Genomic DNA, 25,109 nt, shown 5'->3' on the forward strand with positions numbered 1-25,109 from the left:
ATGACCGCAGATCTGGCCAGCCTCGTCAGCGTGCGCTACCTCGTGGACGACGTCGAGGAGTCGCTCGCCTTCTACACCAAGCACTTCGGCTTCACCGTCCGCACGAACTTCGCCCCGGCGTTCGCGGACGTGGTGCGCGGCAACCTGCGCCTGCTGCTGAGCGGCCCGACCAGCTCGGCTGGCCGCTCGATGCCCGACGGCACCACGCCCAGTCCTGGCGGCTGGAACCGCATCCACCTGATCGTCACCGACATCGAGGCCGAAGTGGCCCGCTTGCAGGGAGTTCGGTTCCGCAGCGACATCGTGAAGGGGCCCGGTGGTCAGCAGGTCGTGCTCGACGACCCGTCCGGCAACCCGATCGAGCTCTTCCAACCCGCCTGAAGGTAGGTGAGCGTCGCGAGCACCCGCCGGTTGCGGTCTTCACCCGGCGTGAAGCCGAGTTTGGTGAAGATGTTGCCGACGTGCTTGTTCACCGCGGCCTCGGACACCACCAGCTTCGCGGCGATGCCGGCGTTGGAGTAGCCCTCCGCGACCAGCCCGAGCACCTCGCGCTCGCGGTTGGTCAGCGCAGCCAGCGGGGTGCGCTTCAGCAGTTTCCGCACCACCTCCGGGTCGATGACCGTCTCGCCGGCCGCTACGCGGTGCAGGACCTCGACGAACTCCCGCACCTCACCGACCCTGTCCTTCAGCAGATAGCCGACGCCACCACCGGAATCCAGCAGGGCAGCGGCGTAGGACGTCTCCACGTACTGGCTCAGCACCACGACGCGCAGCTCCGGCCGGTCCTCTCGCAACCGCACAGTGGCCCGCAGACCCTCGTCGGAGAATCCCGGCGGCATCCGGATGTCGGTGACCACGAGATCCGGCGTGTGTTCAGCAACCGCGGCGACCAACGCGTCCGCGTCCCCGACCGCCGCCACCACCTGGAAACCGAAGCGGTCGAGCAACGCCGCGAGCCCTTCCCGCAGCAGGGTGTTGTCCTCTGCGAGAACCGTACGGATCAACGGCATGGGAACTCCGCTCGTACGGTGGTGGGCCCGCCGACGGGGCTGGAGAGCGACAGGGTGCCGCCGAGGGCCGCCGCGCGGTCGGCCAGGCCGGTGAGTCCGGTGCCCCGGTCCGCGTCCGCGCCGCCACGACCGTTGTCGGTGATCTCCACGGTGAGGGTGGCGTGCCGGACCTCGGCCGAGACCTGGATCTCGGTGGCACCGCTGTGCTTGGAGGCGTTGCTCAACGCCTCGGCGACCACGAAGTACCCCGCGCCTTCGACCACACCGGACAGTCGCTCCGGGACAATGCACGACACGGTCACGGGTGTCGGCGACCGGTCCGCGAGGTCGTCCAGCGCGCTCGGCAGTCCCAGGTCCGACAGCGCCTGCGGGTGGATCCCGTGGATGAACTCCCGCAGCTCCGTCAGCAGCTGCTTGGCCTGATCGTGCGCGGTGGCCACGGACGCGGCGCCGGGGGAGTCCGGTGGCACCTCCAGCTTCGCCAGTCCCAGCTGCAGGATGAGCGCGACGAGCCGTTGCTGCGCGCCGTCGTGCAGGTCCCGCTCGATCCGCCGCCGTTCCGCGTCGAAAGCGTTGACCAGGCGTTCCCGCGACTGCGAGACCTCGACCAGCTGGACTCGCAGATCGGACGGTCCGCGCAGCAACCCTCTGGCGGCCGCTCCGTGCAGCCCGGCCAGCCCCGCGAACAGGTACAGCAGCACCGGGAACAGCGCCAGGCCGGCCAGCGAGTACGGCAGGGCCTCCGCGACTGTGCTCGCCTGCCCGAGGCCGAGTGCGAGGGGTCTTCCCGGCGCGACCACGAGCGGGCTGACGATCAGCGCACCGACCGTGACCAGGGCGAGGAACAGTGCCGTGCTCGGCAGCGCCGCCACCGTCACCACGACCAGATAGGAGACTTCCCGCCACGTCGCCGGTGAGGTGTACCGGTGGCGCAACGGAATGCGCGGCGCCCGCACCGGATCCGCGTCGATCAACCGCAACCGCAGCCGTTCCACAGCGGCCACCACCAGCGCCGCCAGCGGACCTCCCGTGCCGAGCAGCACCAGCCCTGCCAGCCCCACCAGCACGAACTCGCCCAGCACGACCGGCCGGGTGAACAGGTACCACCAGGGCAGCGACAGCACAGCCAGCAGAACGCCGGCCAGCCCCGACACGAGCAAAGTGCTCAGCACGTACGACAAACCGCGCCACGGCCACCAGGTCAGCAGGAACCGGCGAAGACCGACCGACTCCCAGATCGTGCGCACCCCCATGCCGTCCACCGTAGTGAAGGCGTCGGGAGGTAGAGGTTCTGCTACCCCGGATTCGGGAGTTTTGAGCAGTGACGCCCGCGGTCGGCACGCGGTTGGCTTGCCCCGCCATGAGATCAGCACTGGAACTGCATCAGGTCACCCGTTTCCACGGACCGAAGAGCACCGGCGTGGCCGCGCTCGACGACGTCAGCCTCAGCTGCCCGCACGGCACCTGGACCGCGATCATGGGCCCGTCGGGCTCCGGCAAGTCCACGTTGCTGCACTGCGCCGCCGGACTGGACCAGGTCACGAGCGGCCGTGTCGTGCTCGCCGGCCGCGACATCACGACCGCGCCGGACAGCGTGCTCACCGAACTGCGCCGCCGCACCGTCGGCTTCGTGTTCCAGAACTTCAACCTGATCAGCTCGCTGACCGCCGAGCAGAACGTCGCTTTCCCGGCGAAGCTGGCCGGGGTCAGGGTGTCCAGGAACGACGTCCGCGAGGTCCTGGCCGCCGTCGGACTCGCCGACCGCGGCGGCCACCGCCCCCGCGAACTGTCCGGCGGCCAGCAGCAGCGCGTCGCCATCGCCCGCGCGATGATCTCCCGCCCGGCCGTGCTGTTCGCCGACGAACCCACCGGTGCCCTGGACTCCGGCTCGGCCAGGACGGTCCTGGGGTTGTTGCGGCACATGGTGCGGACGGCCGGCCAGACCATCGTGATGGTGACGCACGACCCCGCGGTGGCGGCCGGCGCCGACTCGGTGATCTTCCTGGCCGACGGCCGGCTCGTGGACCGCCTCGACCGCCCGACCGTGCACGACGTGGCCGAGCGCCTCGCGAAGCTGGAGAGCTGAGCCGTGTTCCAGATGTCGTTCAGCACGTTCCGCGAGCGGTGGGAGCTGTTCGTCGGCGCCGTCCTCAGCGTGGCCGTGGGTGTCGCCCTGGTGCAGGCTTCGATGCTGGTCCTGGCGGCCACGGGCGATCCGCGGATCCCAGCGGGCCTGTCCCGTCAGGACGAGAGCAGGATTCGCGAGGGGTTCGTGGGTGCCGCGACGGTCATGGGCATGACCGCGTTCCTGGCCATGTTCCTCGCCGTCTTCATCGTGAGTTCCACGTTCGGCTTCACTGTTGCTCAACGTCGTCGTGACCTGGCGCTGCTTCGGCTCACCGGGGGAAGCCGGGCGCAGCTGCGGGCGTTGCTGCTCTCCGAGTCCCTCCTGCTGGGCGTGGTCGGATCCGCGCTGGGTGTGCCGTTCGGGGTGATCGCGAAGTACGCGCAGACCTGGCTGCTCATCGAGATCGGTCTGCTGCCGGACGGCTTCACAGCGCCGTGGCGGCTGTGGGCGGTGATCGTCGCCGGGGTCGCCGGCATCGGTGTGGCGTTGACGGGGGTCTTCACCGCGTCGCTGCGGGCGGCGCGCATCCGGCCGCTGGAAGCGTTGCGGGAGACCGGAAAGGCCGCCAGGGTGATGAACGCGTCGCGGTGGCTGTTCGGCCTGGGTTTCGCGGCCTGCACCGCCGCGATGGTGGTGTGGGCGCAGGGCGCCAACCTGATCGGTGCGATGATGGCGGCCCTGGGCATCTCGATGTTCGGCGCGGTCGCGACGAGTCTGCTGAGCCCGCTGGTCGTGCCGTTCACCGCCTGGCTGTTCGGGATTCTGGTACCCGGCAACACCCTGGCGGGCCTGGTGCGGGCGAACCTGCGGGACGGCGTGCGGCGCAGTGCCGCCACCGCCTCGCCGTTGATCGTGCTGGTCGCCCTGTTGCTGGGCTTGGCGGGCACCTTCGGCTCGCTCGCCGCGGCGGGTGGTGAAGAAGCGAAGCGCTCGGTGAACGCCCACCTGGTGGTGACCTCGACGGGCGAGCAGGCGGAACTTCTGTCCACTGTGGAGGGTGTTGCGGTGGCGTCCAGGCAGAACCTGGTGGACATCGCCATCACCGTGCGGAAGAGGACCGTTTTCGCCGGGATCATCGCGGTGGACGCGACCGACTACGCGCGCACGCACAACCTGCCTCCGGCTGTGGGGGACCTGGCTGCGCTGACCGGGAACACCGTGTTCACCGGCCCGGCGACGCACTCCGAACGAATCGCCGTCGGTCAGGTGCTCATGGCCGACGTCGGTCATCCGGTGCCGTTGACCGTCGTCGGTGGGCTGCCCGAGACCCTCGAAACGGGGGACAGTTTTCTTGTTCCGCGCCAGGCGTTGCCGCGTTCGGTGTGGGCCGGGGCGCCGACCGAGACCGTCGTCCAGGTGGCGCCGGGCCAGGATCCGGCGGCGGTGGCTCAGCGGATCGTGCGGGCGGGGTTTCCGGACGTCCGGACGGTCTCCGCCTGGGCGACGGCGCGGGCGGAGCAGGCCCAGGACGGCAACGTGAAGATCCTGACCGTGCTGATGGGCCTGGCCGGGCTGTACGCGTTGATGGCGGTGGTGAACTCGGTGGTCATCGCCGGAGCCGAACGCCGGCGGGAGTTCGCTGTCTCCAGGGTGACGGGCCTGACGAGGCCCCAGGCGGTCCGGACAGCCGTGGTGGAGGCTGTCGTGGTCGCGTTCATCGGCCTGGTGCTGGGGTGTGTGGTGGCGGGCGCGGGTCTGGTCGGTATCGGCGGCGCCGTGCACAAGGCGATCGGTGTGACGGTGGTGTACGTGCCGTGGACGCTTTTGGCGATCGTCGCGGCCGGCGCCGTGGCCGTGGTGGCGCTGACGAGTGGGATCACCGCCGCCCTTGCGACGCGGGAGCGGCCGGTTTCCCTGGTCACCAGCAGGGAGTGAACCTGGCACAGTGTTCGGTCGTGGAGGAGTTGCCGGAGTGGCTGCCGGGCTGGTGCGCGGACCGGCTGGGGGCGGTGCCGATCGCCGTGCTGTTCGAGCGGCTGTCGATCTCGCAGGTCTTCGGGCTGCGGCTCGCTGGCGGGCGCGACGTCGTGGTGAAGGTGCGGGAGGACGACGGCCGTGCCGAGTCGTGTCTCACCGCCCAGGCCCGCCTGGCCTCGCGCGGGTTTCCGTGTGCACGGCCGATCACGCCTGTGGTCGCGGTCGGCGCGCTGGCCGTGCACGCCGAGGAGTCGTTGCCAGGCGGCGAACTGCTGCGCGGTGACACTCCGGACATCGCTGAGCGCTACGCCGCTGTGTTCGCCCGGCTGATGGCCGAGCTCGTCGACGTGAGCGTCGCGCCGCCGCTGCCGAACCCGCGCTGGTCGCGGTGGGACCACACGGATTCCGGGCCGTGGCCGGCGATCGGCTTCCTCGACTCGCGTGACCAGAGCGTCGTTCCGGCGTTCGTCGTCGACACCGCCGAACGGGCCCGCAAGCGGCTGCTCGCGGCCGATCTGCCGTGCGTGCTGGGCCATGCCGACTTCGAGGCGCAGAACCTCCGTTGGCAGGACGGGGAGGTGTGGGCGGTGCACGACTGGGACAGCCTGGCGTGGCAGCCCGAGGCGGCGCTGGTGGGTGCGGCGAGCGGGGCGTTCTCCAGTGCTTCGCCGCCGACGCTGGCTCCGGTCGGGAGTTCGGAGGCGTTTCTCGCGGTCTACCAGGAACTTCGTGGGCACGCGTTCACCGCGGAGGAGGTCGAGGTCGCGTGGGCCGCCAGCCTGTGGGCGGCGGCGCACAACGCCCGTTGGGAAGCGCTGCACGGAGACCGGCCGGTGTCCATCGAAGCGGTTCGATCGCAGGCCTCCGAACGGCTCCGTCGGGCTAGGGCGTGAGCACGATCCGCCCGTTGGTGCTGCCTTCGGACTGACGGCGCCAGGCGTCGGCGACGTCAGCTAGTGGCACGACCTCGTGGTCCACGGTGAGTGCGCCCTGTGCGGCGAGGTGCGCGACGGTCGAGATGGCCTCCGCCCGTTGCTGGGTGCTGAGCTCGTTGTTGGTGTAGCCGGAGAGCCGCAGCGAGCGGCTGCGCAGGGTCGAGGACGTGACCGGACAGGTCTCGCCGGCCGAGCCGCCGAGGTTCACCCACCGTCCGCCGGGTCTGAGCGCCTGGGCGGCCGCGGCGGCGGGACGGCCGAAGAGGGGGTCGAGCACGAGATCGGCTTGAGGGGCAGCCTCGGTGAAGCGTTTCGACAGTTCGGTGACGTCGTCGGTGTCCAGGGCGATCACGGCGTCGGCGCCTGCTCTGGTGGCGCGTTCGCACGCTTTGCTGGACCTTGCGGCGGCGACCACGCGGCCGGCTCCGGCGGCACGGGCGAGCTGGATCGCGGCCTGGCCGACGGCGCCGCAGCCCAGGACGATGACGGACTCACCGGGCTTGAGCTCGCCACGCCACGTCAGTGCCATGTGTGCGGCGACGGCGGAGAGTCCCAGGGCGGCCATCGCGATCGGGGGCACGTCGTCGGGGAGGAAGACCAGATCGGCCTGGCGGGTCAACGCCTTCTCGGCCATGCTGCCGTCGCCCGCGGTCATCCCTGCGGCGGTGGGGAACCAGACTGTCCGGCCGCCTACCGTGCCGATGCCCTGCACTCCGGGAACGTACGGCGTGGCCGGGGTGCCGAAGTACGAGGTTCCGGTGGCGCACAACAGGTCGAGCGGGGTGATCGGGGCGGCCAGGACGTCGACGACGACGTGCTCGGCGAGGACGGCCGGTTTGGCGTGGTCGGTCAGGGCCGGTGGCCGGCCGAGCTGGTCGACTACTGCTGCGCGCATGGCTGCAGCACGAAGTCGTAGCGGGCTTCCAGCCACGGCTCGGCGCACGTGCCGCCGTCCGGGGCCGGGCCGGGCTCGTGGCGTTCGAACGCCACCACCAGCTCCTGCTTGGTGCCGAAGACGACGTCGCTGTCCAGGTACTCGGCGCCCTCCTCGAACAGGTGCGTGATCAGCGGTTCGTATCCGTCGGCGGTGACCAGGAAGTGGATGTGCGCCGGGCGGAAGTGGCTGATCGCGGTCTGGCCGATCAACTCGCCGACCGGGCCGTCCATCGGGATCGAGTACCCCTTCGGCGCGATGGTCCGCACGCAGTACGTGCCGTCCGGGCGGGCCTGGTACTTGGCACGCAACCGCGCCTCGTCGACGTCGGGCAGCTGGGCCTCGTAGGCGCCGTCCGCGTCGGCCTGCCACACGTCGAGCACGGCTGCTACCGGCGCGCCGTCGAGTGAGCGGACGGTTCCCGTTACGTAGAGCGGAGTTCCGGCCACGTCGTCGGACATGTCGCCGCCGAAGCCGAGCTCGGGGGAGCCGTCGACGTGGAACGGACCGAGCACGGTCGCGGGCGTCGCGGCCGGGTCGAACCGGTGGTTCATCTGCACGACCAGCATGCTCAGGCCGAGCACGTCGGAAGCGAGGATGAACTCCTCGCGCTTGGCGTCGCTGATCTGACCTGTCGCGGTCAGCCACTGAATCGCGGCCATCCACTCGGCCTCGGTGAGCCGGACCTCGCGGGCGAAGTCGTGCAGGTGCCGGACGAGCGCGGTGACCAGCTCGGCGGTGCGCGGGTCCTTGGCGCTGCCCCAGCGTTCCACCGCGAGCTCGGTGATGTTGTCCTCGGTGACCAGCTGCATGCTCACTCCTCCAGCGGCGCGACGGAGCGCGTGTTCGAGTCCACGGACAGGAAGATCCGGTTGGCGACGGGGTGGCGCAGCTCCTCGGCGAGCTGGCCGATCAACCCGGCGGTCCGGGCGAGCAGGGCGAAGCCGCGCAACAACTCCAGCGGCAGGCCGAGGTCGGCCAGCACCGCACCGCACGTGCCGGCGCCGTTGAGCGGCAACGTTTTGCCGAGCACCTGCGGGTGCACGCGGCCGATCGCGGCGAAGAGCTGGAGATGCGGTCCGACGAGGTCCTCCTCGGCGGCGATCTCGAACAGGCGGGCGGTGCGCGGGTCGCCGTTCTTGTGCACGTGGTGCCCCAGTCCGGGGATGCGTGCTTTCCCTTGGTTCTGGACGGTTTCCAGTGCGAGTGCGTCCCAGTCGGTCTGTGGTCCGGCTGAGCTGACGACGTCGTGCAGGAACCGGCCGCAGTCCTCGGTGACGCCGAGGAACCGGGAACCGCCGCCGAGCAGTCCGGCCGCCAGCGCGCCCTGCACCGAGTCGGGCGCGGAGAGGAACGTCAGGCGGCTGACGATCGCGGTCGGCGTGAACCCGTGGTCGGCGAGCGCGGCCAGCACGGCCTCGAACAACCGCGTCTCGCCAGGGCTCGGCCGGCGTTGGGCCGCCAGCCAGAACGCCAGCTCGCCGAACCCGACTTTGCCCATCACGTCGTTGGCGAGGTCCTTGCCCAGCAACGTGATCGTGTCGGGCGTGGACGCACCGAGCGCGGTTTCGTAGGCCTCAGTCACGAAGGTCCTCCTTGAGCCACGTGCGCAGTTCCTCGCCGTGCTCGTCCAGCTCGGGTGGTGGCAGTTGGTAGACCGCCGGTGTCTCCGAGAACCGGATGGGGTGCCGGGTGGTCGGCACGCCCCCGACCTCGACGACCGGGTCGAGCCCGAACCGTTCGGCCATGGCGAACCCGCCGTCGATCGTGTTGATCGGCCCGCACGGCACGCCCGCTTTCACGAGCAGGTCGAACCACTCGTCGGCGCCCTTGGTGCGCAGGCGTTCGAGCAGAAGCGGCCGCAGCTCCTCGCGGTTGCGGGTGCGGTCGGCGTTGCGGGCGAACCTTTCGTCGTCCGGCACCTCCGGCAGTCCGAGCACCTCGCAGAGCTTGCGGAACTGGCCGTCGTTCGCGGCCGCCACGATCAGGTCGTTGTCCGCGGTGGGGAGCGGTTCGTAGGGGAACACGCTGGGGTGCGCGTTGCCCATGCGGAACGGCACGACGTCACCGGCCACGTACGCCGAGCTGTGGTTCACCAGGCCCGTCAACGCCGACGACAGCAGATTCACCTCGACGAGCTGACCCTGTCCGGTGGCGTCGCGGTGCCGCAGCGCCGCGAGGATGCCGATCACGGCGTGGTTGCCCGCCATCACGTCGAACACCGAGATGCCCGCGCGGTACGGCGGTCCGTCCGGATCACCGGTGAGGCTCATCAGGCCGGAGATCGCCTGCACCATCAGGTCGTAGCCGGGGACGTGCCTGCCCTCGCCCGCGCCGAAGCCGGTGATCGACGCGTAGATCACTTTGTCGTTCGTGGCGCTGACTTCTGCGTAGTCGAGTCCGTACTTGGCGAGGCCGCCGGGTTTGAAGTTCTCGATCAGCACGTCCGCTCTGCGCGCCAGTTCGCGGGCCAGCTGGACGTCGTTCTCGTCGCGCAGGTCCAGTGCGATGGACCGCTTGCCGCGGTTGATCCCGAGGTAGTAGGTCGAGACGTCGTCGCGCACGGGCGGCATCCACGTGCGCGTCTCATCTCCTTGCGGGCCTTCGACCTTCACCACCGACGCGCCCATGTCGGCGAGGAGCATCGTCGCGTACGGGCCTGCGAGCACGCGGGAGAAGTCGGCGATGAGCAGTCCTTCCAGTGGGCCCATCAGACGGACGTCCGGGTGTCGCCGCGGTACTCGGTGTAGGTGTAGGGGTTGTCCAGCACCTTCGAGGCCGGGATGTCCGGGTTCATGCCCTTGGCCCACGCCTCCTCGCCGAGTTGCGCTTGCAGGTACTCGACGGTCTGCTCGACCTGTGTGCGGATTGCTTGCAGGTCAACGTTTGTCAGGTGGCGGTCGCGTTTGACGATCCGGCCGTTGACGATCACAGTGTCCACATCGGACCGTTGGGCCTGGAACGCCACGTGTCCGTACGGGTTGAGGATCGGGAACATCGCGGGCGAGTTCTCGTTGCGCAGCAGGACGATGTCGGCCTTCTTGCCTGGTTCGATGCTGCCGAGGTCGTTGCGTCCGAGCGCCTTGGCGCCGCCCATCGTCGCCCATTCGACAACGTGCTCGGCTCGCAGCGACGAGTGTGTGACGGTGTCGTTCTTGGCGTGTGCGGCCATGTGCTCGCGCGCCCGGTCGGCGCCGAGTGTCGTGCGCATCGCGGAGAACAGGTCGCCGCTCCACCACACCGAGGTGTCCATCGACAGCGACACGGGGATGCCGTGCGCGCGGATCGCCCAGGTGGGCGGGTAGCCCTGGCCCGCGCTCTGCTCGCTCTCGGTCGACACGGAGATCGACCCGCCGGTGGCCGCGATGCGGTGGTAGGAGTCTTCGGAGAGTGTTGCGGCGTGCACGTAGATCGACTGCGGCGTCATGAACCCGTTGTCGTGCATGAGTCTGATGCCGTCGTCGTTTGTCGCGCCCCAGACGCCCGCGTGGGTGGTGACGGGGACTCCGAGCTCGCGGGCGACTTCGAACGCGGGCTTCTCCGGGAACGTCGGGTCGCCGGTGACGTCGAACGCGAGCTGGAAGCCGAGCATGTCGTCGTTCTTGACGCGGCGGCTGATGAAGTTCTTGAACTCGGGCTTGGCGGTCCAGTTCGCGGGGCTGTCCTGGATGTTGCCGTAGGCGAGGACGAACCTGCCGGGGACCGCTTCGAGCGCGTCTGCCGCGGCGTCGGCGTGGTCGGTCGTCTGCAGGCCGTGCGACCAGTCGACGGTCGTGGTGACTCCGGCGTCGAGTGCTTCGGCCGCGGCGAGGAGGTTGCCCGCGTGGATGTCCTGCGGGCGGAAGATCTTGCCCCACTCCAGGTAGTACCAGACGAAGTACTGGGTGAGGGTCCAGTCGGCGCCGTAGCCGCGCATCGCGGTCTGCCACATGTGCCGGTGCGTGTCGATCATGCCCGGCATGACGATGCCGTTCGTGGCGTCGATCTCCTCGGTGCCTTCCGGCACTTCGAGGTTCGGCCCGATCGCCTCGATCCGGTCCTTGCTCATGAGCACGTCGTGGCCGGTCAGCACTCGATGCCTGCCGTCCATCGTCAGGACGGTGCCATTTCTCAGGACAATGCTCTCCATCGGGGGACCTCCTCGACCGGCATGCGGACAAGTGTCCGTTGAATCCTCAACCTTCGCCGGTCCAGCGTCAACCCCGCTCAGGCCACGACCACGTGCGGCACCGTTTCAAGCCTCGCGAAGTCGGCGCTGATGTCCCCGGCGGTCTGCAGCAACAACGGCAGGTGGTGCTCGACCATCTGCTCGATCGAGGTCTCCGACGCGTGGCAGTTGACGTTGAGCCCGGCCACCACCACCCCGTTCCCGTCCCGCAACGGCGCCGCGATCGACCGGATGCCAGGCGCGAGCTGCTGGTCGGTCAACGCCCACCCGCGCGCCCGCACATCCCGCAGCTCCTCGTCCCGCTCGGCCTTCTCCGGCTGCCACCTCGGCGTGAGCCCCGACCGCGTCGGCTGAGCGAGCACGGCCTCAAGCTCCGCCGGCGCCAACGCGGCGAGCTGCACCTTGCCGAGCGACGTCTGCAACGCCGGGAACTTCGTGCCGATCTGCACGGACAGCGTGACGATCTTCGGCACCGCCACCCGCGCCACGTAGACGATGTCCGACCCGTCGAGCTGCGCGATCGAGACGGACTCGTTGGTGCGCGCACACAGCCGTTCCATGTGCGGGCGGGCAACCTCCCACAACCCGGTCGACCGCACGTAGGCGACGCCCAGCTCGAGGACGCGCGGGGTGAGCGCGAAGCCGCTCTCGTCCTGCCGCACGTACCCCAGCTCGGTCAGGGTGAGCAGGATGCGCCGCGCCGTGGGCCGGGCCAGGCCGGTGGCCGTGGCCACCTCGCTGAGCGCCATCACCGGGCGCCTCGGCTGGAACGCGCGGATCACGTCCAGGCCGCGGGCGAGTGCCTCGATGAAGTCGGGGCCGGTGTCGGGACGAGCAGGCATGAGCCCAGGTTAGCGGACACTTGTCCGTTGTCAGGGACGTGCAGCGAACCAGCGGAGCTCCGGCGGGGCGGGCTCCTCGATCACCTGGCCGTCCCGGACGGTCCACGAGACCGACTGCTGCCGCTCGTCGCCCAGCATTAAGAACCCGGCCGGCCAGTCCTGGTCGTCGTCCACGGGCTCCAGCGCGGCGAGTGCGGCGACCTGCGCGCGCAACGAGCCCACGGCCTGCTCCCGAACGTCACCGCCGTAGCTCAGGTAGAGCGTCCAGTTGAACGGTCGTGGCGGCAGCATCCACCCGCCCGAGCAGTCGTGCTCGGATTCGGCGAGCACCCGTTCGATCTCCGGCCGCTGCTCGTGGTCGAACTCCAGCCAGCCGCGGACCGCGACGTACATCCCCATGCGCGCAGTATCAGCCAGACCGGCCGAGGTGCTCCTTCAAATAACGCCCGGTCGCGCTCTCCGCCACAGCGCACACCTGCTCAGGCGTCCCGGCCGCGACGATCCGCCCTCCAGCCGCCCCGCCACCGGGCCCCATGTCCACGACCCAGTCCGCGTTGGCGATCATGTCGAGATCGTGCTCGATGACCACAACAGTGGCCCCGTTGTCCGTCAGTCTCTGCAACACATCCAGCAGCACCCGCACATCCAACGGATGCAACCCCACACTGGGCTCGTCGAACACGAACAACGCGTCCGCCTGATCCCGATGCAGCTCGGACGCGAGCTTGAGCCGCTGAGCCTCCCCACCCGACAACGCCGGAGTCGCCTCCCCGAGCGTCAGATACCCCAGCCCGAGATCGACGAGAGCCTGCAGCCGAGCACCGACCCGCCGAAGGTCACCGACCTGATGCACCGCCTCCGCCACGGTCAGAGCGAGCACAGCAGGCAGCGACAGATCACCCCGCAGGATCGAGAAAGCCTCAGGCGCGTAGCGCGACCCCGAACAGTCGGGACATTCGATGTCGACATCGGGCAGGAACTGGACGTCCAGCGACACCTGCCCGGTGCCCTCACACCGCGGGCACCGCAGCGACCCGGTGTTGTAGGAGAAGGCGCCAGCACCGAGCCCCAACGCACGAGCCTGCGGGGTCTGCGCGAACGCACGGCGGAGATCGTCGAGCACGCCGCTGTAGGTCGCGACAGTAGACCGCACGTTCACGCCGATAGGAGTGGCGTCGACGACGTTCACGCGCGCGATCGGACCCGCGGACACCGAGCGGACGTGGGGCGGAGGCACAGAAAGCGCCGGCACCAGGCTGTCGAGGACGAGTGTGGTCTTGCCGGAACCGGACGCGCCGGTGACCGCGATCAACCGCCCCACCGGCAGCGAAAGATCCAATGCGTGCACGGTGTGCAGGGGAGCGGTCGACAGGAGAATCCGGCCCAGCGAGAACATCTCGTCCTCGCGGGCCCGTTTGCGCACCACGACCGGTTCGCGGCCGGTGAGGAAACCGCCCATGCGCGACGCCGGGTCAGCACCGATGGACGGCACGGATCCGATGGTCACGACGCGGCCGCCGTCAGAACCGGAGCCGGGGCCGATCTCGATGATCCAGTCCGCGGCGCGCACCACCTGGACGTCGTGGTCGACCAGCACCACGGAGTTGCCGTCGGCCAGCAGGTCGCGGACGACGCCGAGCAGACCGTCCACATTCGACGGATGCAGGCCGACGGACGGTTCGTCGAGCACGTAGAGCACGCCCGTGGTGCGGTTGCGGACCGCGCGGGCCAGCTGGACGCGTTGCCGTTCGCCGGTGGACAGGGTCGAGCCGGCGCGGTCGAGGCTCAGGTAGCCGAGGCCGAGGTCGACCAGGCGCCGGGCGTTCGAGGCCAGTTCGGCCACGATGTTCGTGGCCATCTGGGTCATCGACGGCGGCAACTCGGGAATCACGCCGGGCGCCCACGAGAGCAAGGCGTCGAGCGTCAGAGCGGTGGCTTCGGCGAGGTTCACGCCGGAAACCAGCGTCGAGCGGACCTCAGCACTCAACCTGGTGCCGTGGCACGACGGGCAGACCTGGGTGCTGATGAACCTGTTGACGCGGCTCAGGCCGCGTTCGCTGTTGGCGTTGTTCAACGCTTCGAGCACGGCGGTGCGGGCGTTGCGGTAGGTGAAGTTCAGCTCGAACAGCTTGCCGCTCTTGGACGGCGCGGTGATGCGCCGCTTCTCCGCGGGGCCGTGCATGACGATCTCGCGCTCATCCAACGTCAAAGAGGAGTACGGCACGTCGGTGCGCACCCCGAACTCGGCCACCACCTGCGGCATGATCGTCAGACCGAACATCGACCACGGTGCGACCGCACCCTCGCTGATCGACAGCGACGGATCGGGGACCAGCGCGGCCTCGTCGACTTCGCGGACGACGCCCGTGCCGGTGCAGCGCGGGCAGGCGCCGTCGGAGTTGAACGCCATCGCCTCCGCACCGGGAGCCGAGAACGAAACACCGCACTCCGGGCACGTCAGCGGCCGTTCGAGGGCGACATCGATGGTCGGCGCCTGGCGGTGGCCGTTCGGGCACACGTGCGAGCCGAGCCGGGAGAACAGCAGGCGCAGGACGTTCAACAGCTCCGTGGAGGTGCCGAACGTCGACCGCACACCGGGAACGCCCGGCCGCTGGCGCAGGACCAGTGCGGCCGGGACGTGTTCCACGCTGTCGACCGACGCCCGTGCCGCCTGCGACAGCCGGCGGCGGGTGTACGTCGAGAGCGCCTCGACGTACCGGCGTGACCCCTCGGCGTAGAGCACGCCGAGCGCCAGGGACGACTTCCCCGAGCCGGAGACCCCCACGACGGCGACCAGCTGTCGCAAAGGGACGGACACGTCGACGGAGCGGAGGTTGTGGACGCGGGCGCCGCGCACCTCGATCGCGATCGGGCCGGTGTTCATCGGGACCTTTCGAGCCGGGTGTGCCCCGAGCGTCCCACCACGACGCCGGTTACCTCAACGTAACCGGTCGCGATCACCGGCGCTCGATCACCGCGCTGACGGTGATGTCCACGTACCGGCCGATCAGGAACCGCGGTGCGCGGATGCCGAGAGTTCTGCGGTCCAGCCGCGCGGTCGCGGTCAGCACGACCTCACCCTCCACAGTGGACAATTGGGCGACGCCGCTCAGCTCCGTGGCGGTGCCCCGCGCGGACAGCGTGCCGGACACCTGCCAGCCGCCGTCGACGGGTGAGCAGGAAGTGGCCCTGAACGTCATCGAAGGGTGCCGGTCGAGGTCGAGCAGGCTCGGCTTGCGCAGGTCCAGGTCCCGCTTGGGGATCCCGGTGTCGATCCCGCTCAGGTCCAGCGTGCCGTGCACGGCAGCGAGCGAGCCGTCCGTGCCGATCTCGACGGTCCCGCCGGTGACCGGCACGGTCCCGTGCGTGGTCCGTCCCAGGTTGCCGACGTCGAACGACGCGGTGCTCCGGGTCAGGTCGGCCCGCCAGAAGCCGGCGGCCAGCGTCGTCGAGGCGGTCATGACCGGGCTCCGGGGTGCTCGTAGTACACGTGGACGGGGTAGATCTCGACCCGGTCGGGGCCCGGCAGCAGCGCCGGGTCCTCGTCGGGCAGCAGTCCGGTGCTCATGATCGCCTTGCCGGTGTCGATGAGCGCCTGCTCGGTCTCGGCGATCGACACGACCACCTCCGTGCCGTCGGCGCGCCGCAGCACGTAGGTGCTGATGTTGCCCGGCACGGACGCGGCGGCGGGCTTGATGCGTGCCTCGGCCGCGAAGTCCTCGGCGGCCAGCAGTTCCGGGCCGCGGGGCCGGTCGAAGTAGGTGAGCTGCGCGTACATGGGATTCGCCTTCCTCGATGCTCTGGTGGCTTCGAGTTTTGGCCAGGCGGAGGCGATGCGGATCAGTGCCAGCACGGAGATCGGTACTGAACCCGCACCGGGCGGCGATACTCCTGGGGTGGAGGAACCGATCCTCGGACGTGACCGCGAGCTGGCCGAGCTGCGTGCCGGCCTCGTGGCGGCGGCGGGTGGCGCGGGGCGGTTGGTGCTGGTCGGCGGCGACGCGGGCATCGGCAAGACGCGGCTCGCGGCGGCCGCGGTGGCGATGGCCGGCGAGTACGGCGTGCCGGTCGCGCGCGGCCAGGCGGTCGGACTCGGCGACCGCGCGCTTCGCCATGCGGGCCGACGCCACCGACGCGCTGGTCACCACCACAGGCCTGTTGATCGTGCTCGAAGACCTCCACCGGGCGGACCGCACGTCGTTGCGGCTGCTGGCACACCTCGCGGGCGAGCTCGCCACCGCGCGGATCCTCGTCATCGCCACCTACCGCGACACCGTGTCAGACGTGCTGCCCGACCTGCTGCGCACCGTCGACCCGCGCGGTCCGGCTGGGGTTACTGCGCGGCGACCGGAAGTCCACCGTGGACTGAAGCGAACCGGAACCGCGAGCACGCGAACGTCACCGCGGTGAGCGCGAACCCGGCCGTGGCGACGCCCAGCGCCACCCGATGTCCCGCCGTGTCCGCGAGCAGACCGCCCAGCGGCGCACCGATCGTGACCATGCCCCAGTTCAGCGACCGGATGGTGGCGTTCATGCGCCCCTGCAACCGGTCCGGCGTGACGGCCTGCCGGAACGCGATGGTGCTCGGGCTCTCCACGCTGATCCCGAACCAGAACAGGAACTGCCCGGCTGCGGCCATCACCCAGCCGTCGGACACCGCGATCAGTCCGAACGCGACGATCGGCAGGAACCGCGCGGTGACGGCTGAGCGGCCAAGCCCGAGCCGCTCAGCGACGGTCGTCGAGACGGCACCGCCGAGCACCCCGCCGACACCGGCCGCGGCGAGCGTCGCCCCGAGCTCGAACGGGCTCAGCCCCAGCACCCGCAACGCGAACGGGACGTACACCGCACCAGCAGCCGCGGAGAAGATCATCCAGGCGTGGGTGTTGAGGGCGAGCGGCCGCAGCATCGGGTGTCCGTAGACCCAGGCGAGGCCTTCCCGGATCGTGCCGCGCTTGGCGGGCGCCGGTGGTTCCGCGGTCTTCAGGGTGGCCAGCAGCAGGCCGCAGACCAGGTACGACACCGCGTCCAGCACGATCGACAACGGGGCACCGAGCGCGCCGACCAGGCCACCGCCGACGAGCGGACCGGTCGCGGCGGCCGCGGATCCGGTCTGCGCCAGGCGTGCGTTGGCCTGGGGGAGCCTCGACCGGTCGACCAGCCGCGGCAGGAACGACTGCGACGCGATGTCGTGGCCGAGCGACAGCAGGCCCACGAGGAACATGATGACCAGGAGCAACGTCAGGTCGCGGACGAACAGCGCGGCTGTGCCCAGCAGCAGCGCACGGCCCAGGTCCGCGGTCACCAGCACCGGCAGCCGGCGCCAGCGGTCGATCAACGCGCCCGCGAGCAGCCCGCACAGCAGGTAGGGCGCCCAGCGGGCGGCGTTGAGCAGGCCGACGTCGGTGGCCGAGCCGTTGAGGGTGACCAGGACGAACAGCGGCATCGCGAGCGTGGTGACCTGCGTGCCGAACTCCGACACGGTGACTGCGGCCCAGAAGCGGTTCATGATCCGCAGCGTGACCGCAGGGGGATGTGCGAATGTTGTGTCGTGGAGTTCGCGCTGCTGGGGCCGGTCGAGGCCGGGGTGGACCTCGGTCCGCAACGGCAGCGCGCGGTGCTCGCGGCGGTCCTGCTCGACACGCCCGTGCCCGTCGACCGGCTCGCCGAACGAGTGTGGGGGCCGGACGTGCCGCGAACCGCGCGACGCACCCTGTTCAGCTATCTCTCACGGCTCAAGTCAGCCGGGGTGCCACTGGTGCGCACGCCCGCCGGCTACCTGGTCGAACACTCCACTGTGGACGTCACCGAGTTCCGTGCGCTCGCGGCGGCGAACCGTTTCGACGAGGCGTTGAAGCTGTGGCGAGGAGAGCCGTTCGCCGAGCTGGACTCGCCCTGGTTCACGTCGATGCGCGCGGCTCTGCTCAGCGAACGCGAGGCGGCCGAGCTGGAGATGGTCGACCACGCGTTGCGCGCCGGCGCCCCGATCGACCTGGTCCGCCTGGCCGCGCGCTGCACCGAACGCCCGTTGGACGAACGCCTTGCCGCGCAACACATGCTCGCGTTGCACCGCGCCGGACGCACGGCAGACGCGCTGGATCACTACGCGCGGACCCGCAAGGTGCTGCGAGACGAGTTGGGCGTCGAGCCGGGACCGTTGCTGCGCCAGCGACACGTCGAGATCCTCGGCCCGCGGCAGCTGCCCGCGCGCCCCAGAGCGTTCGCCGCCCGAGAGCAGGACCTCGCAAGCATCGAACCCGGCCGGATCTCCGTGATCAGCGGACCGGGCGGCGTCGGCAAGACCTGGCTCGCGCTGAGCTGGGCGCACCGGACCCACTTCCCTGACGGCGAGCTGTACGCCGACCTGCGCGGCTTCGACCCGGCCCGGCCACCGGTGCCACCCGAGGTCGCGCTGCGCGGTTTCCTGGTGGCCCTCGGCGTGGCCGAACCACCGGCCGAGACCGACGAACAGGTGGCGCTGTACCGGACGATCACCGCGGGCAAAGAACTGCTCGTGGTCCTGGACAACGCCCGCGATGCCGCCCAGGTCGCGCCGTTGCTGCCCGGCTCGGCCGCGACCGTGCTGGTGACCAGCCGCAACCGACTGCACGGCCTGGTCAGCGGCCACGGCGCCCGACCGGTCCCGCTCACCCCGCTCGGCACCGAAGACTCACGGCGCGTCCTGGCCGCACACCTCGGTGAGCACGGCCGGTGGGACGAGGTGATCGACCTGTGCGGTGGCCTGCCGCTGGCCCTGGGCATCGCCGCCGCCCGCGCGCACGCTGTTCCCGACCTGGTCCGAGAGCTGCGGGAAGACCGCCTCGGCGCACTCGACGGCGGCGACCTCACCGCCAGCCTGCGCGCGGTGTTCTCCTGGTCGCTGCGCGCTCTGGACCCGCCGACCGTGCAAGTGTTCGCTCAACTGGGCCGGGCGCCCGGCCCGGATGTGAGCCTCGAAGCCGCCGCCGCGATGGCCGGTCGGGACGTCCGCGCGGACCTGCGCCGGCTCGAAGACGCCCACCTCGTCGAACAACACCGCCCCGGCCGCTACCGCCTGCACGACCTGGTCCGCATCTACGCCACCGAACGACCCGCGCCCGCCGGCACCGTCCGCAGGCTCGTCGACCACTTCCTCGGCACGGCGTTCGCGGCGGACCGCCACCTGCAGCGCTACCGCCTGCCGATCGAGGTCACGCCACACCCGGAACCTGACGACCCGCTCGCCTGGTTCGCCGCCGAGCACGACTGCCTGTGCGCCACCCAGCAGCTGGCGGTCGAGCTGGGCTGGGACGAGGACGTGTGGCGCCTGGCGTGGGTCCAGGACGGCTACCACTCGTGGCGCGGCCTGCTCCTCGACGCCAGAGCAGCGTGGACCGAAGGCCTCCGAGCCGCGGAACGACTGTGCAACCGTGAAGCGACGCACCTGGCCAACCGCGCCCTGGCCATCGCGAGCTCCCAGATGGGCGACACCGCGGCCGCGTCCGAGTACCTGGACCGAGCGATGGAGTTCGCGGACGGCATCAACATCACCCACACCGAGTTCTCGATCGCCCGCGTGGCCGCCCACCGCGGCGACTTCCAGCGCGCGCTCGAACTCGCCGAACGCGGTCTGGAGACGTACCAGCACGCGGGCAACGACCTGTGGCTCGCGCTGGCCCACACGGCCGTCGGCTGGTTCTCGATCCAGCTCGGGTCCACCGAGGACAGTCACCTCCAGCAGGCGATCGCGTTGTTCCGCAAGCACGACGACCTGATCGGCGAGGCGGAGAACCTCGCGAACCTCGGCTACCTCCGCGCGGTGCAGGGCCGTGAGGACGAGTCGCTCGACCTGTACCACCGCTCGCTCGCACTGATGCGGCGCGCGGACAGCCCGTTCGGTGAGGCGATCACGCTGGAGGAGATGGGCAACGCGCTCAAGCTCCTCGGCCGCGACCCGTCGGCGGCCTACTCGGAGGCGGTCGAGCTTTACCGGGCGCAGTACAGGATGCACAAGGTGCTGGCGCTCGCATAGGCGTGCCATTGCCTTTCGAGGGTGCGTCATGCATGCTTCCGCACAGCTTGAGACAGAACGCGGGTTGTCGGGGGACACGCGCGGACGCCTGGGGGCATCACTGTGGGACGCGCTTCAAGAGCGCGCGGCTTTGGGCTGCGCACGATTCTGATCGCGGCGGCGATGGCGTTGCCGGTTCTACCCGTGCCGGCGGCTGTGGCGGCACCGAACTGCGTTGACGCACAAGAGACCGCGCAGGCCGCCACTGAGATGGCGAAGCGCTGCGACCGGAAGGTCGAGATCACCTCGCTGCGCACGGAGACCGCGCAGACCTTCGCGAAGCCCGCCGGTGGCTTCACGACCGAGCAGTCGGCCCAGCCGCGCTGGTCCCGCCAGGCCGACGGGTCGTGGGCGCCGATCGACACGACCCTGCGCGCCACGGGCAAGACGATCAAGCCCGCCGCGGCCGCGTTGCCCGTCGAGTTCTCCGCCGGTGGCGACGGTCCGGCCGCCAAGCTGCGCGACGGTGACCGCGAACTGTCGATCACCTGGCCGTTCGGGCCGTTGCCGAAGCCGGTGCTGTCCGGCGCCGAGGCCACGTACCCCGAGGTGCTGCCGGGCGTCGACCTCAAGCTGACCGCGTCGTCGCTGGGCTTCTCCGAGGTCCTCGTGGTGAAGAACCGCGAGGCGGCGAAGAACCCCAAGCTGGCGAAGGTCAAGTTCGGTTTCGCGACCAAGGGCGTCACGACGAACGCCAACGGTGGTGGGCTCGACGCGAAGGACTCGGCCGGCAAGGTCGTGTTCTCCTCGCCCGCACCGACCATGTGGGACTCCGGCCAGGAGAACGTGGCGCACGTCGGTGTGCTGTCGAAGTCCGCTGTGGAGGCCAAGAAGAAGCGCACGGCGATCATGCCGGTGAGCGCTGCCAACGGTGAGCTCACCGTCACCCCGGACGCCAAGCTGCTCGACGAGGCCCAGTACCCGGTCATGATCGACCCGTCCTGGTCGGGCCACGTGCAGAACAACGCCTGGACGCTGGTGTCCAGCAAGGACGCGGGCTCGGGATTCTGGCAGGGCAAGAACAACCAGGGCCAGGACTACCTCGGTGACACGGGCACCTATGGTGCCGCCGGAACCGGTCCGATCTGCGACAGCGTCTCGTCCAGCGGCACGTGCCTGAGCTCCACCTACAACGTCCGCTCGTACTTCCGGATGGACCTCACCGGTGTGAAGGGCAAGAGCGTCACCGGTGCCTCGTTCCGCATCGAGCAGAAGTGGGCCTTCACCTGCAACAACGGTGGATCCGACGCCACCGTGCGGGTGACGAACTGGTTCGACGGCGGCACCACCTGGAACAACCAGCCCGGCTGGTGGGGTCACGAGTGGGCGTCGTCGGCACCGGCCAACCGCAAGGTCGGGTCGGCGCACAGCTGTGCGGGACCGGGTGACGTCGAGTTCAACTTCACCGGTGTCGTCGCGCACGGAGCGCGCGAGAACTGGGACAGCGTCAGCGTTGTCCTGCACGTCGCTGAGAGCAGCGTCAACCAGTGGAAGCGCTTCAACGCGGGCTCCGCGGTGCTGGCCATCGACTACAACTCGGTCCCGAACCAGCCGGACCAGGTCACCGTCGACGGCAAGGCCTGCGCCCCCGCCTACACCCCGCGCCCGGTGGTGCCGACCGCGACGCCGACGATCCGCGGCAGGGTCAGCGACCCGGACGGCGCGGACACCATGAACTCCCGGTTCGAGTGGCGCCGCATCCGTGAGAACGGCGTCCACGGACCGATCCAGTCCGCCGACCACTACCCGTTCGCCAACGGCGGCATCGCCCAGCACACGATCGAACAGCCGAACGAGCTGCCGTCCGGCGTGATCGAGGACACGGACGCCATCGTCGCCACCGGTGACTACGACGGGGACGGCAAGCCGGACGTGATCATCAGGGACACCGACGGCACCCTGTACATGTTGCCGACCACGGAGACGCCCAGCGGATGGCGTTCGGGTGCCCGTGTGGAGATCGGCACCGGCTGGCGGGACTACACCATCGCGGGCCTGGCGGACTACGACCGCGACGGCAAGACGGACATCGTCACGCGGGAGGACTGGTCCGGCAAGCTCCTGCTCTACCCCGGTGAGGGCAAGCGCGCGCCCTCGACCGTGGCACCGGTCGAGATCGGCACCGGTTGGGGCGCCTACACCTTCGCCGGTGTCGCGGACTACGACCGCGACGGCAAGCAGGACGTGATCGCCAAGGACTCCAACGGCGAGCTCTGGCTGTACCCCGGCAGCGGCAGCCGTTCGGCGTCCGCCGAGGCACGGGTGTCGCTCGGTGTCGGCTGGCAGGACTACAGGTTCTTCGGTGTCGCGGACCGCACGGGTGACGGCGCTCCGGACATCTTCGCCGAGAACAACAACACGATGTGGCTGTACCTCGGCAGCGGCCAGCGCGCGCGGTACACCGGCAGCCCGGGCCGTTACGACATCGGCGTCGGCTGGTCGCAGGCCACCGCGCGGACGATCGGCGACTTCAACTGGGACGGCGCGGTCGACATGGTCGCCAAGCTGCCCTGGTCGGAGGACTACCTGCTGTACCCCGGTGTGGTCGGCACCGGCTACGGCGCCAACCAGTGGAGGATCGCGGAACGCGGCATGACCACCGGCTACTACGCCTACCGCGTGACGGCCGGCGACTGGCAGATGTGGGGCCCGGCGTCCGGCTGGTGCGAGTTCACCGTCGACCTCACCCCTCCTGCCGCGCCCACGTTGGAGTCTTCCGTTTACAAGACAACGGGTTGCCCGGCTGAAGGCTGTGGTTCGCTCGGTGTCGCGGACACGTTCAAGTTCGCCAGCACGTCCGACGACGTGAAGAAGTTCCGCTGGGGCTTCACGGATCCGCCGTCGGTGGAGGTCACCGCCACCGAGCAGCACACCGCTGAGGTGAGGTGGACGCCTCCGTCGGGTGGCGCGAAGACGCTGTTCGTGGACGCGGTCGACAGCGGTGGTCTGGCGACGCGCCAGACGTTCCAGTTCACCGTGGCGGGTGCCAAGCCCAACGTGGCCACGTGGTTCAACGGTGACGACCCGGCGTTCGACGGCACGGGCAACGGTCACGACCTGACGCTGACCGGTGTCGATCCGGCTGCCGCTGGTCGCACGGTCGGTGGGCAGACGTCGGTCGGTTTCAACGGTTCGAACACCGCCACGACCGCGAAGGTCTTGGACACCAACAAGGACTTCTCGGTGTCGGCGTGGGTCCGTCTGACGAACGACACGGCGAGCCGCACCGTGGTGAGCCAGCAGGGGTCGGCGACCTCGGCGTTCAAGCTCGGCTACGACGCCGGCGAGCGCCGGTGGAACTTCTCCCTGGCGGAGACCGACTCCACGAGCGCGCAGCAGAGGGTCGCGAAGTCCGACGCCTTGGCCGTGAAGGACGTGTGGACGCACCTGACCGGCACCTATGACACCGCCTCCAACGAGGTTCGGTTGTACGTGGACGGCGCGCTGCAGCGCGAGACCGCGGAGGTGGGCAAGGACAAGGGCTTCAACGCCACGGGTCAGCTGCGCATCGGTCAGGCGTGGCAGGGCGACCTGGCGGAGGTGCGGGCCTGGAACCGGGCCATCACGCCGCAGGAGTCGCTGTCCATGGCCGACGCGTCGCAGGTGAGCGGCGTGGGCGAGTGGAAGTTCAACGAGGGCAGCGGTTCCATCGCGCGTGACTCGTCGCCGTACGGCCGTGACGTGACGCTGAACCTCGCCGGCGGTGCGTCGTGGAGCCAAGGTGTGCAGGGTGCCGGTGGTCTGGCGCTCAACGGCACCAACGGCTCGGCCAGCACCAGCGAGGCCGTGCTGAACACCGACCAGTCGTTCTCGGTCGACGTGTGGGCGAAGGTCAACGACACCGGTACCGCACGTACTGTCGTGGTGCAGCGCGGTCCGTCCACTGTGGATCCGTTCGCGCTGAAGTACGACGGTTCGCAGTGGTCGGCGGAGATGCCGAACGCGTCGTCGAACCCGTCGACGTGGTGGCGCGCCAAGGCTGCCGCCGAGGTGGGCAAGTGGACGCACCTGGTGGCCACGTACGACGCGGCTGCGCGCACGTTGAAGCTGACCGTGGGCTACCAGGACAGCCCGGACACCTTGAAGAGCACCGTGACCGGCGTCGTCGGCTGGAACTCCACCGGCGTGCTGTCGGTCGGCCGCAGCAGCGCGGGTGAGTTCTTCAACGGCAACGTCGACGAGCTCAAGACGTGGCAGGGCGCGCTCGCTCCGGCCGCGCTGCCCGCGGCACCGCGCACCGGTTCGTCGGTGTCCGGCGACGCGAACGACGAGATCATCATGGTGGAGGCGAACGGCCTTGTCCGGGCGTACCTCAACGTGGGAGGCGACTACCCGCACGCCTCGCAGGACATCGGCTCCGGCTGGTCCAACGACCGGACCTGGTTCGCGGACATCGACGGTGACGGCAAGTCCGAGATCATCGGCGTCGAGGCGGACGGCCGGATCAAGGCGTTCAAGAACGTCAACGGCATGAACGGCTTCCCGTACGTCAACCAGATCTTCATCGGCTCGGCGCCGGGGGAGACGAAGCGGATCAGGTTCGCCGACGTCGACGGAGACGGTCGCGCCGACCGCATCTCGCTCGACGCCGATGGCAGGGTTCGTGTGTACCGCAACCTGTTCGGCATGAACGAGCGCGGCCAGTCGACGGCTTTCTCCACCACGCCGGTGATCGTCAAGGTCACGAAGACGGACACCGCGCAGGAGACCGCCCCGGAGCGCATCCGGTTCGCCGACATCGACGGCGACGGCAAGGCCGAGTTCATCACCGTCAACCCCGACGAGCGCACCACCGTGTCCGCCTACCGCAACCTCAGCGGCCTGGGCTACGGCAGCTACGACACCTCGCAGGAGATCGGCTCCGGCTGGACCCCGGATCGGACCTTCTTCGCCGACGTCACCGGCGACGGCAAGGCCGAGATCATCGCGGTCCGCCCGGACAGCTCGGTCTGGTCTTACACCAACCACAACGGCCTGACCTCGTTCCCGTACGCGGAATCGAAGATGGTCGGCAACGGCTGGACCGATCCCTCCCGCGTGTTCTTCAGCTGACCCGGCCCGTCCACCCCTGATCTGGAGTTGTGACTTGTCTTCCTCAGCCATGCCCAAAAAGGGACTTGTCGTC

20 protein-coding genes and 1 pseudogene are annotated in these 25,109 nt (G+C 69.9%); 8 read left to right on the plus strand and 13 right to left on the minus strand.

Annotated elements, in window-relative coordinates:
- Positions 1-381 (plus strand): VOC family protein, encoded by a 381-nt coding sequence (locus tag LFM09_RS08985; RefSeq protein WP_414095852.1) that lies wholly within the window; start codon positions 1-3, stop codon positions 379-381.
- Here the strand turns inward: LFM09_RS08985 and LFM09_RS08990 are convergent.
- Entirely contained in the window at positions 321-1,010 is a 690-nt protein-coding gene (locus tag LFM09_RS08990; RefSeq protein ID WP_414095853.1) for a response regulator, read from the minus strand. The two genes, LFM09_RS08985 and LFM09_RS08990, sit on opposite strands and share 61 nt — an antisense overlap.
- Complete coding sequence (locus tag LFM09_RS08995) at positions 1,001-2,263, minus strand: sensor histidine kinase (protein ID WP_414095854.1); 1,263 nt, start codon at positions 2,261-2,263, stop codon at positions 1,001-1,003. Before LFM09_RS08995 ends, LFM09_RS08990 begins: the two co-directional genes overlap by 10 nt.
- Positions 2,264-2,370: 107 nt before the next feature.
- On the opposite strand from LFM09_RS08995, the gene LFM09_RS09000 reads away from it, so the two are divergent.
- The 3 genes from LFM09_RS09000 to LFM09_RS09010 are packed head-to-tail and all read left to right on the plus strand — an operon-like array spanning position 2,371 to position 5,948.
- Positions 2,371-3,096: an ABC transporter ATP-binding protein gene (locus tag LFM09_RS09000; protein WP_414095855.1), complete on the plus strand. Its 726-nt coding sequence runs from the start codon at positions 2,371-2,373 to the stop codon at positions 3,094-3,096.
- A gap of 12 nt (positions 3,097-3,108) precedes the next feature.
- Entirely contained in the window at positions 3,109-5,013 is a 1,905-nt protein-coding gene (locus tag LFM09_RS09005) for an FtsX-like permease family protein (RefSeq protein WP_414095856.1), read from the plus strand.
- A gap of 20 nt (positions 5,014-5,033) precedes the next feature.
- The gene (locus tag LFM09_RS09010; protein ID WP_414095857.1) at positions 5,034-5,948 is read left to right on the plus strand and encodes a phosphotransferase; all 915 of its coding nucleotides are present in this window, start codon (positions 5,034-5,036) and stop codon (positions 5,946-5,948) included.
- On the opposite strand, the gene LFM09_RS09015 is transcribed toward LFM09_RS09010, so the two are convergent.
- The 10 genes from LFM09_RS09015 to LFM09_RS09060 all read right to left on the minus strand — a co-directional run bounded on the left by LFM09_RS09015 (position 5,938) and on the right by LFM09_RS09060 (position 15,712).
- Positions 5,938-6,885, minus strand: coding sequence for a quinone oxidoreductase family protein (locus LFM09_RS09015; RefSeq protein ID WP_414095858.1), 948 nt, complete (start codon positions 6,883-6,885; stop codon positions 5,938-5,940). The two genes, LFM09_RS09010 and LFM09_RS09015, sit on opposite strands and share 11 nt — an antisense overlap.
- Complete coding sequence (locus tag LFM09_RS09020; protein ID WP_414095859.1) at positions 6,870-7,736, minus strand: dioxygenase; 867 nt, start codon at positions 7,734-7,736, stop codon at positions 6,870-6,872. The genes LFM09_RS09015 and LFM09_RS09020 overlap by 16 nt, the downstream gene beginning before the upstream one ends.
- Positions 7,737-7,738: 2 nt before the next feature.
- The gene (locus tag LFM09_RS09025) at positions 7,739-8,509 is read right to left on the minus strand and encodes a citryl-CoA lyase (protein WP_414095860.1); all 771 of its coding nucleotides are present in this window, start codon (positions 8,507-8,509) and stop codon (positions 7,739-7,741) included.
- Positions 8,502-9,635 (minus strand): CaiB/BaiF CoA transferase family protein, encoded by a 1,134-nt coding sequence (locus LFM09_RS09030; RefSeq protein WP_414095861.1) that lies wholly within the window; start codon positions 9,633-9,635, stop codon positions 8,502-8,504. Before LFM09_RS09030 ends, LFM09_RS09025 begins: the two co-directional genes overlap by 8 nt.
- The gene (locus tag LFM09_RS09035) at positions 9,635-11,053 is read right to left on the minus strand and encodes an amidohydrolase family protein (RefSeq protein WP_414095862.1); all 1,419 of its coding nucleotides are present in this window, start codon (positions 11,051-11,053) and stop codon (positions 9,635-9,637) included. The genes LFM09_RS09030 and LFM09_RS09035 overlap by 1 nt, the downstream gene beginning before the upstream one ends.
- A gap of 77 nt (positions 11,054-11,130) precedes the next feature.
- Entirely contained in the window at positions 11,131-11,934 is an 804-nt protein-coding gene (locus LFM09_RS09040; RefSeq protein ID WP_414095863.1) for an IclR family transcriptional regulator C-terminal domain-containing protein, read from the minus strand.
- A gap of 30 nt (positions 11,935-11,964) precedes the next feature.
- Positions 11,965-12,333, minus strand: a complete 369-nt coding sequence (locus LFM09_RS09045; protein ID WP_414095864.1) for a hypothetical protein — start codon at positions 12,331-12,333, stop codon at positions 11,965-11,967.
- 10 nt (positions 12,334-12,343) lie between these two features.
- Entirely contained in the window at positions 12,344-14,818 is a 2,475-nt protein-coding gene (locus tag LFM09_RS09050) for an excinuclease ABC subunit UvrA (RefSeq protein WP_414095865.1), read from the minus strand.
- A gap of 73 nt (positions 14,819-14,891) precedes the next feature.
- Positions 14,892-15,395 (minus strand): YceI family protein, encoded by a 504-nt coding sequence (locus LFM09_RS09055; protein ID WP_414095867.1) that lies wholly within the window; start codon positions 15,393-15,395, stop codon positions 14,892-14,894.
- Positions 15,392-15,712 carry a hypothetical protein gene (locus tag LFM09_RS09060; RefSeq protein ID WP_414095868.1) on the minus strand — a complete coding sequence of 107 codons (321 nt, stop codon included), beginning with the start codon at positions 15,710-15,712 and terminating at the stop codon, positions 15,392-15,394. The genes LFM09_RS09055 and LFM09_RS09060 overlap by 4 nt, the downstream gene beginning before the upstream one ends.
- 55 nt (positions 15,713-15,767) lie before the next feature.
- Between LFM09_RS09060 and LFM09_RS09065 the strand changes: the two are divergent.
- Together LFM09_RS09065 and LFM09_RS09070 are read left to right on the plus strand one after the other, a co-directional pair.
- Positions 15,768-15,992: pseudogene (locus tag LFM09_RS09065) on the plus strand (AAA family ATPase); the annotation flags it as partial.
- Positions 15,993-16,047: 55 nt separating this feature from the next.
- On the plus strand, positions 16,048-16,344 hold the full coding sequence (locus tag LFM09_RS09070) for a hypothetical protein (protein WP_414095869.1): 297 nt from the start codon (positions 16,048-16,050) through the stop codon (positions 16,342-16,344).
- Here the strand turns inward: LFM09_RS09070 and LFM09_RS09075 are convergent.
- Positions 16,268-17,443, minus strand: coding sequence for an MFS transporter (locus tag LFM09_RS09075; RefSeq protein ID WP_414095870.1), 1,176 nt, complete (start codon positions 17,441-17,443; stop codon positions 16,268-16,270). The two genes, LFM09_RS09070 and LFM09_RS09075, sit on opposite strands and share 77 nt — an antisense overlap.
- Before the next feature lie 42 nt (positions 17,444-17,485).
- On the opposite strand from LFM09_RS09075, the gene LFM09_RS09080 reads away from it, so the two are divergent.
- Positions 17,486-19,945 (plus strand): AfsR/SARP family transcriptional regulator, encoded by a 2,460-nt coding sequence (locus LFM09_RS09080; RefSeq protein WP_414095871.1) that lies wholly within the window; start codon positions 17,486-17,488, stop codon positions 19,943-19,945.
- Positions 19,946-20,047: 102 nt separating this feature from the next.
- Positions 20,048-25,036, plus strand: a complete 4,989-nt coding sequence (locus LFM09_RS09085; RefSeq protein ID WP_414095872.1) for a LamG-like jellyroll fold domain-containing protein — start codon at positions 20,048-20,050, stop codon at positions 25,034-25,036.
- Positions 25,037-25,109: the final 73 nt, after the last annotated feature.

The organism is Lentzea alba (assembly GCF_047445655.1).
Classification (GTDB): domain Bacteria; phylum Actinomycetota; class Actinomycetes; order Mycobacteriales; family Pseudonocardiaceae; genus Lentzea; species Lentzea alba_A.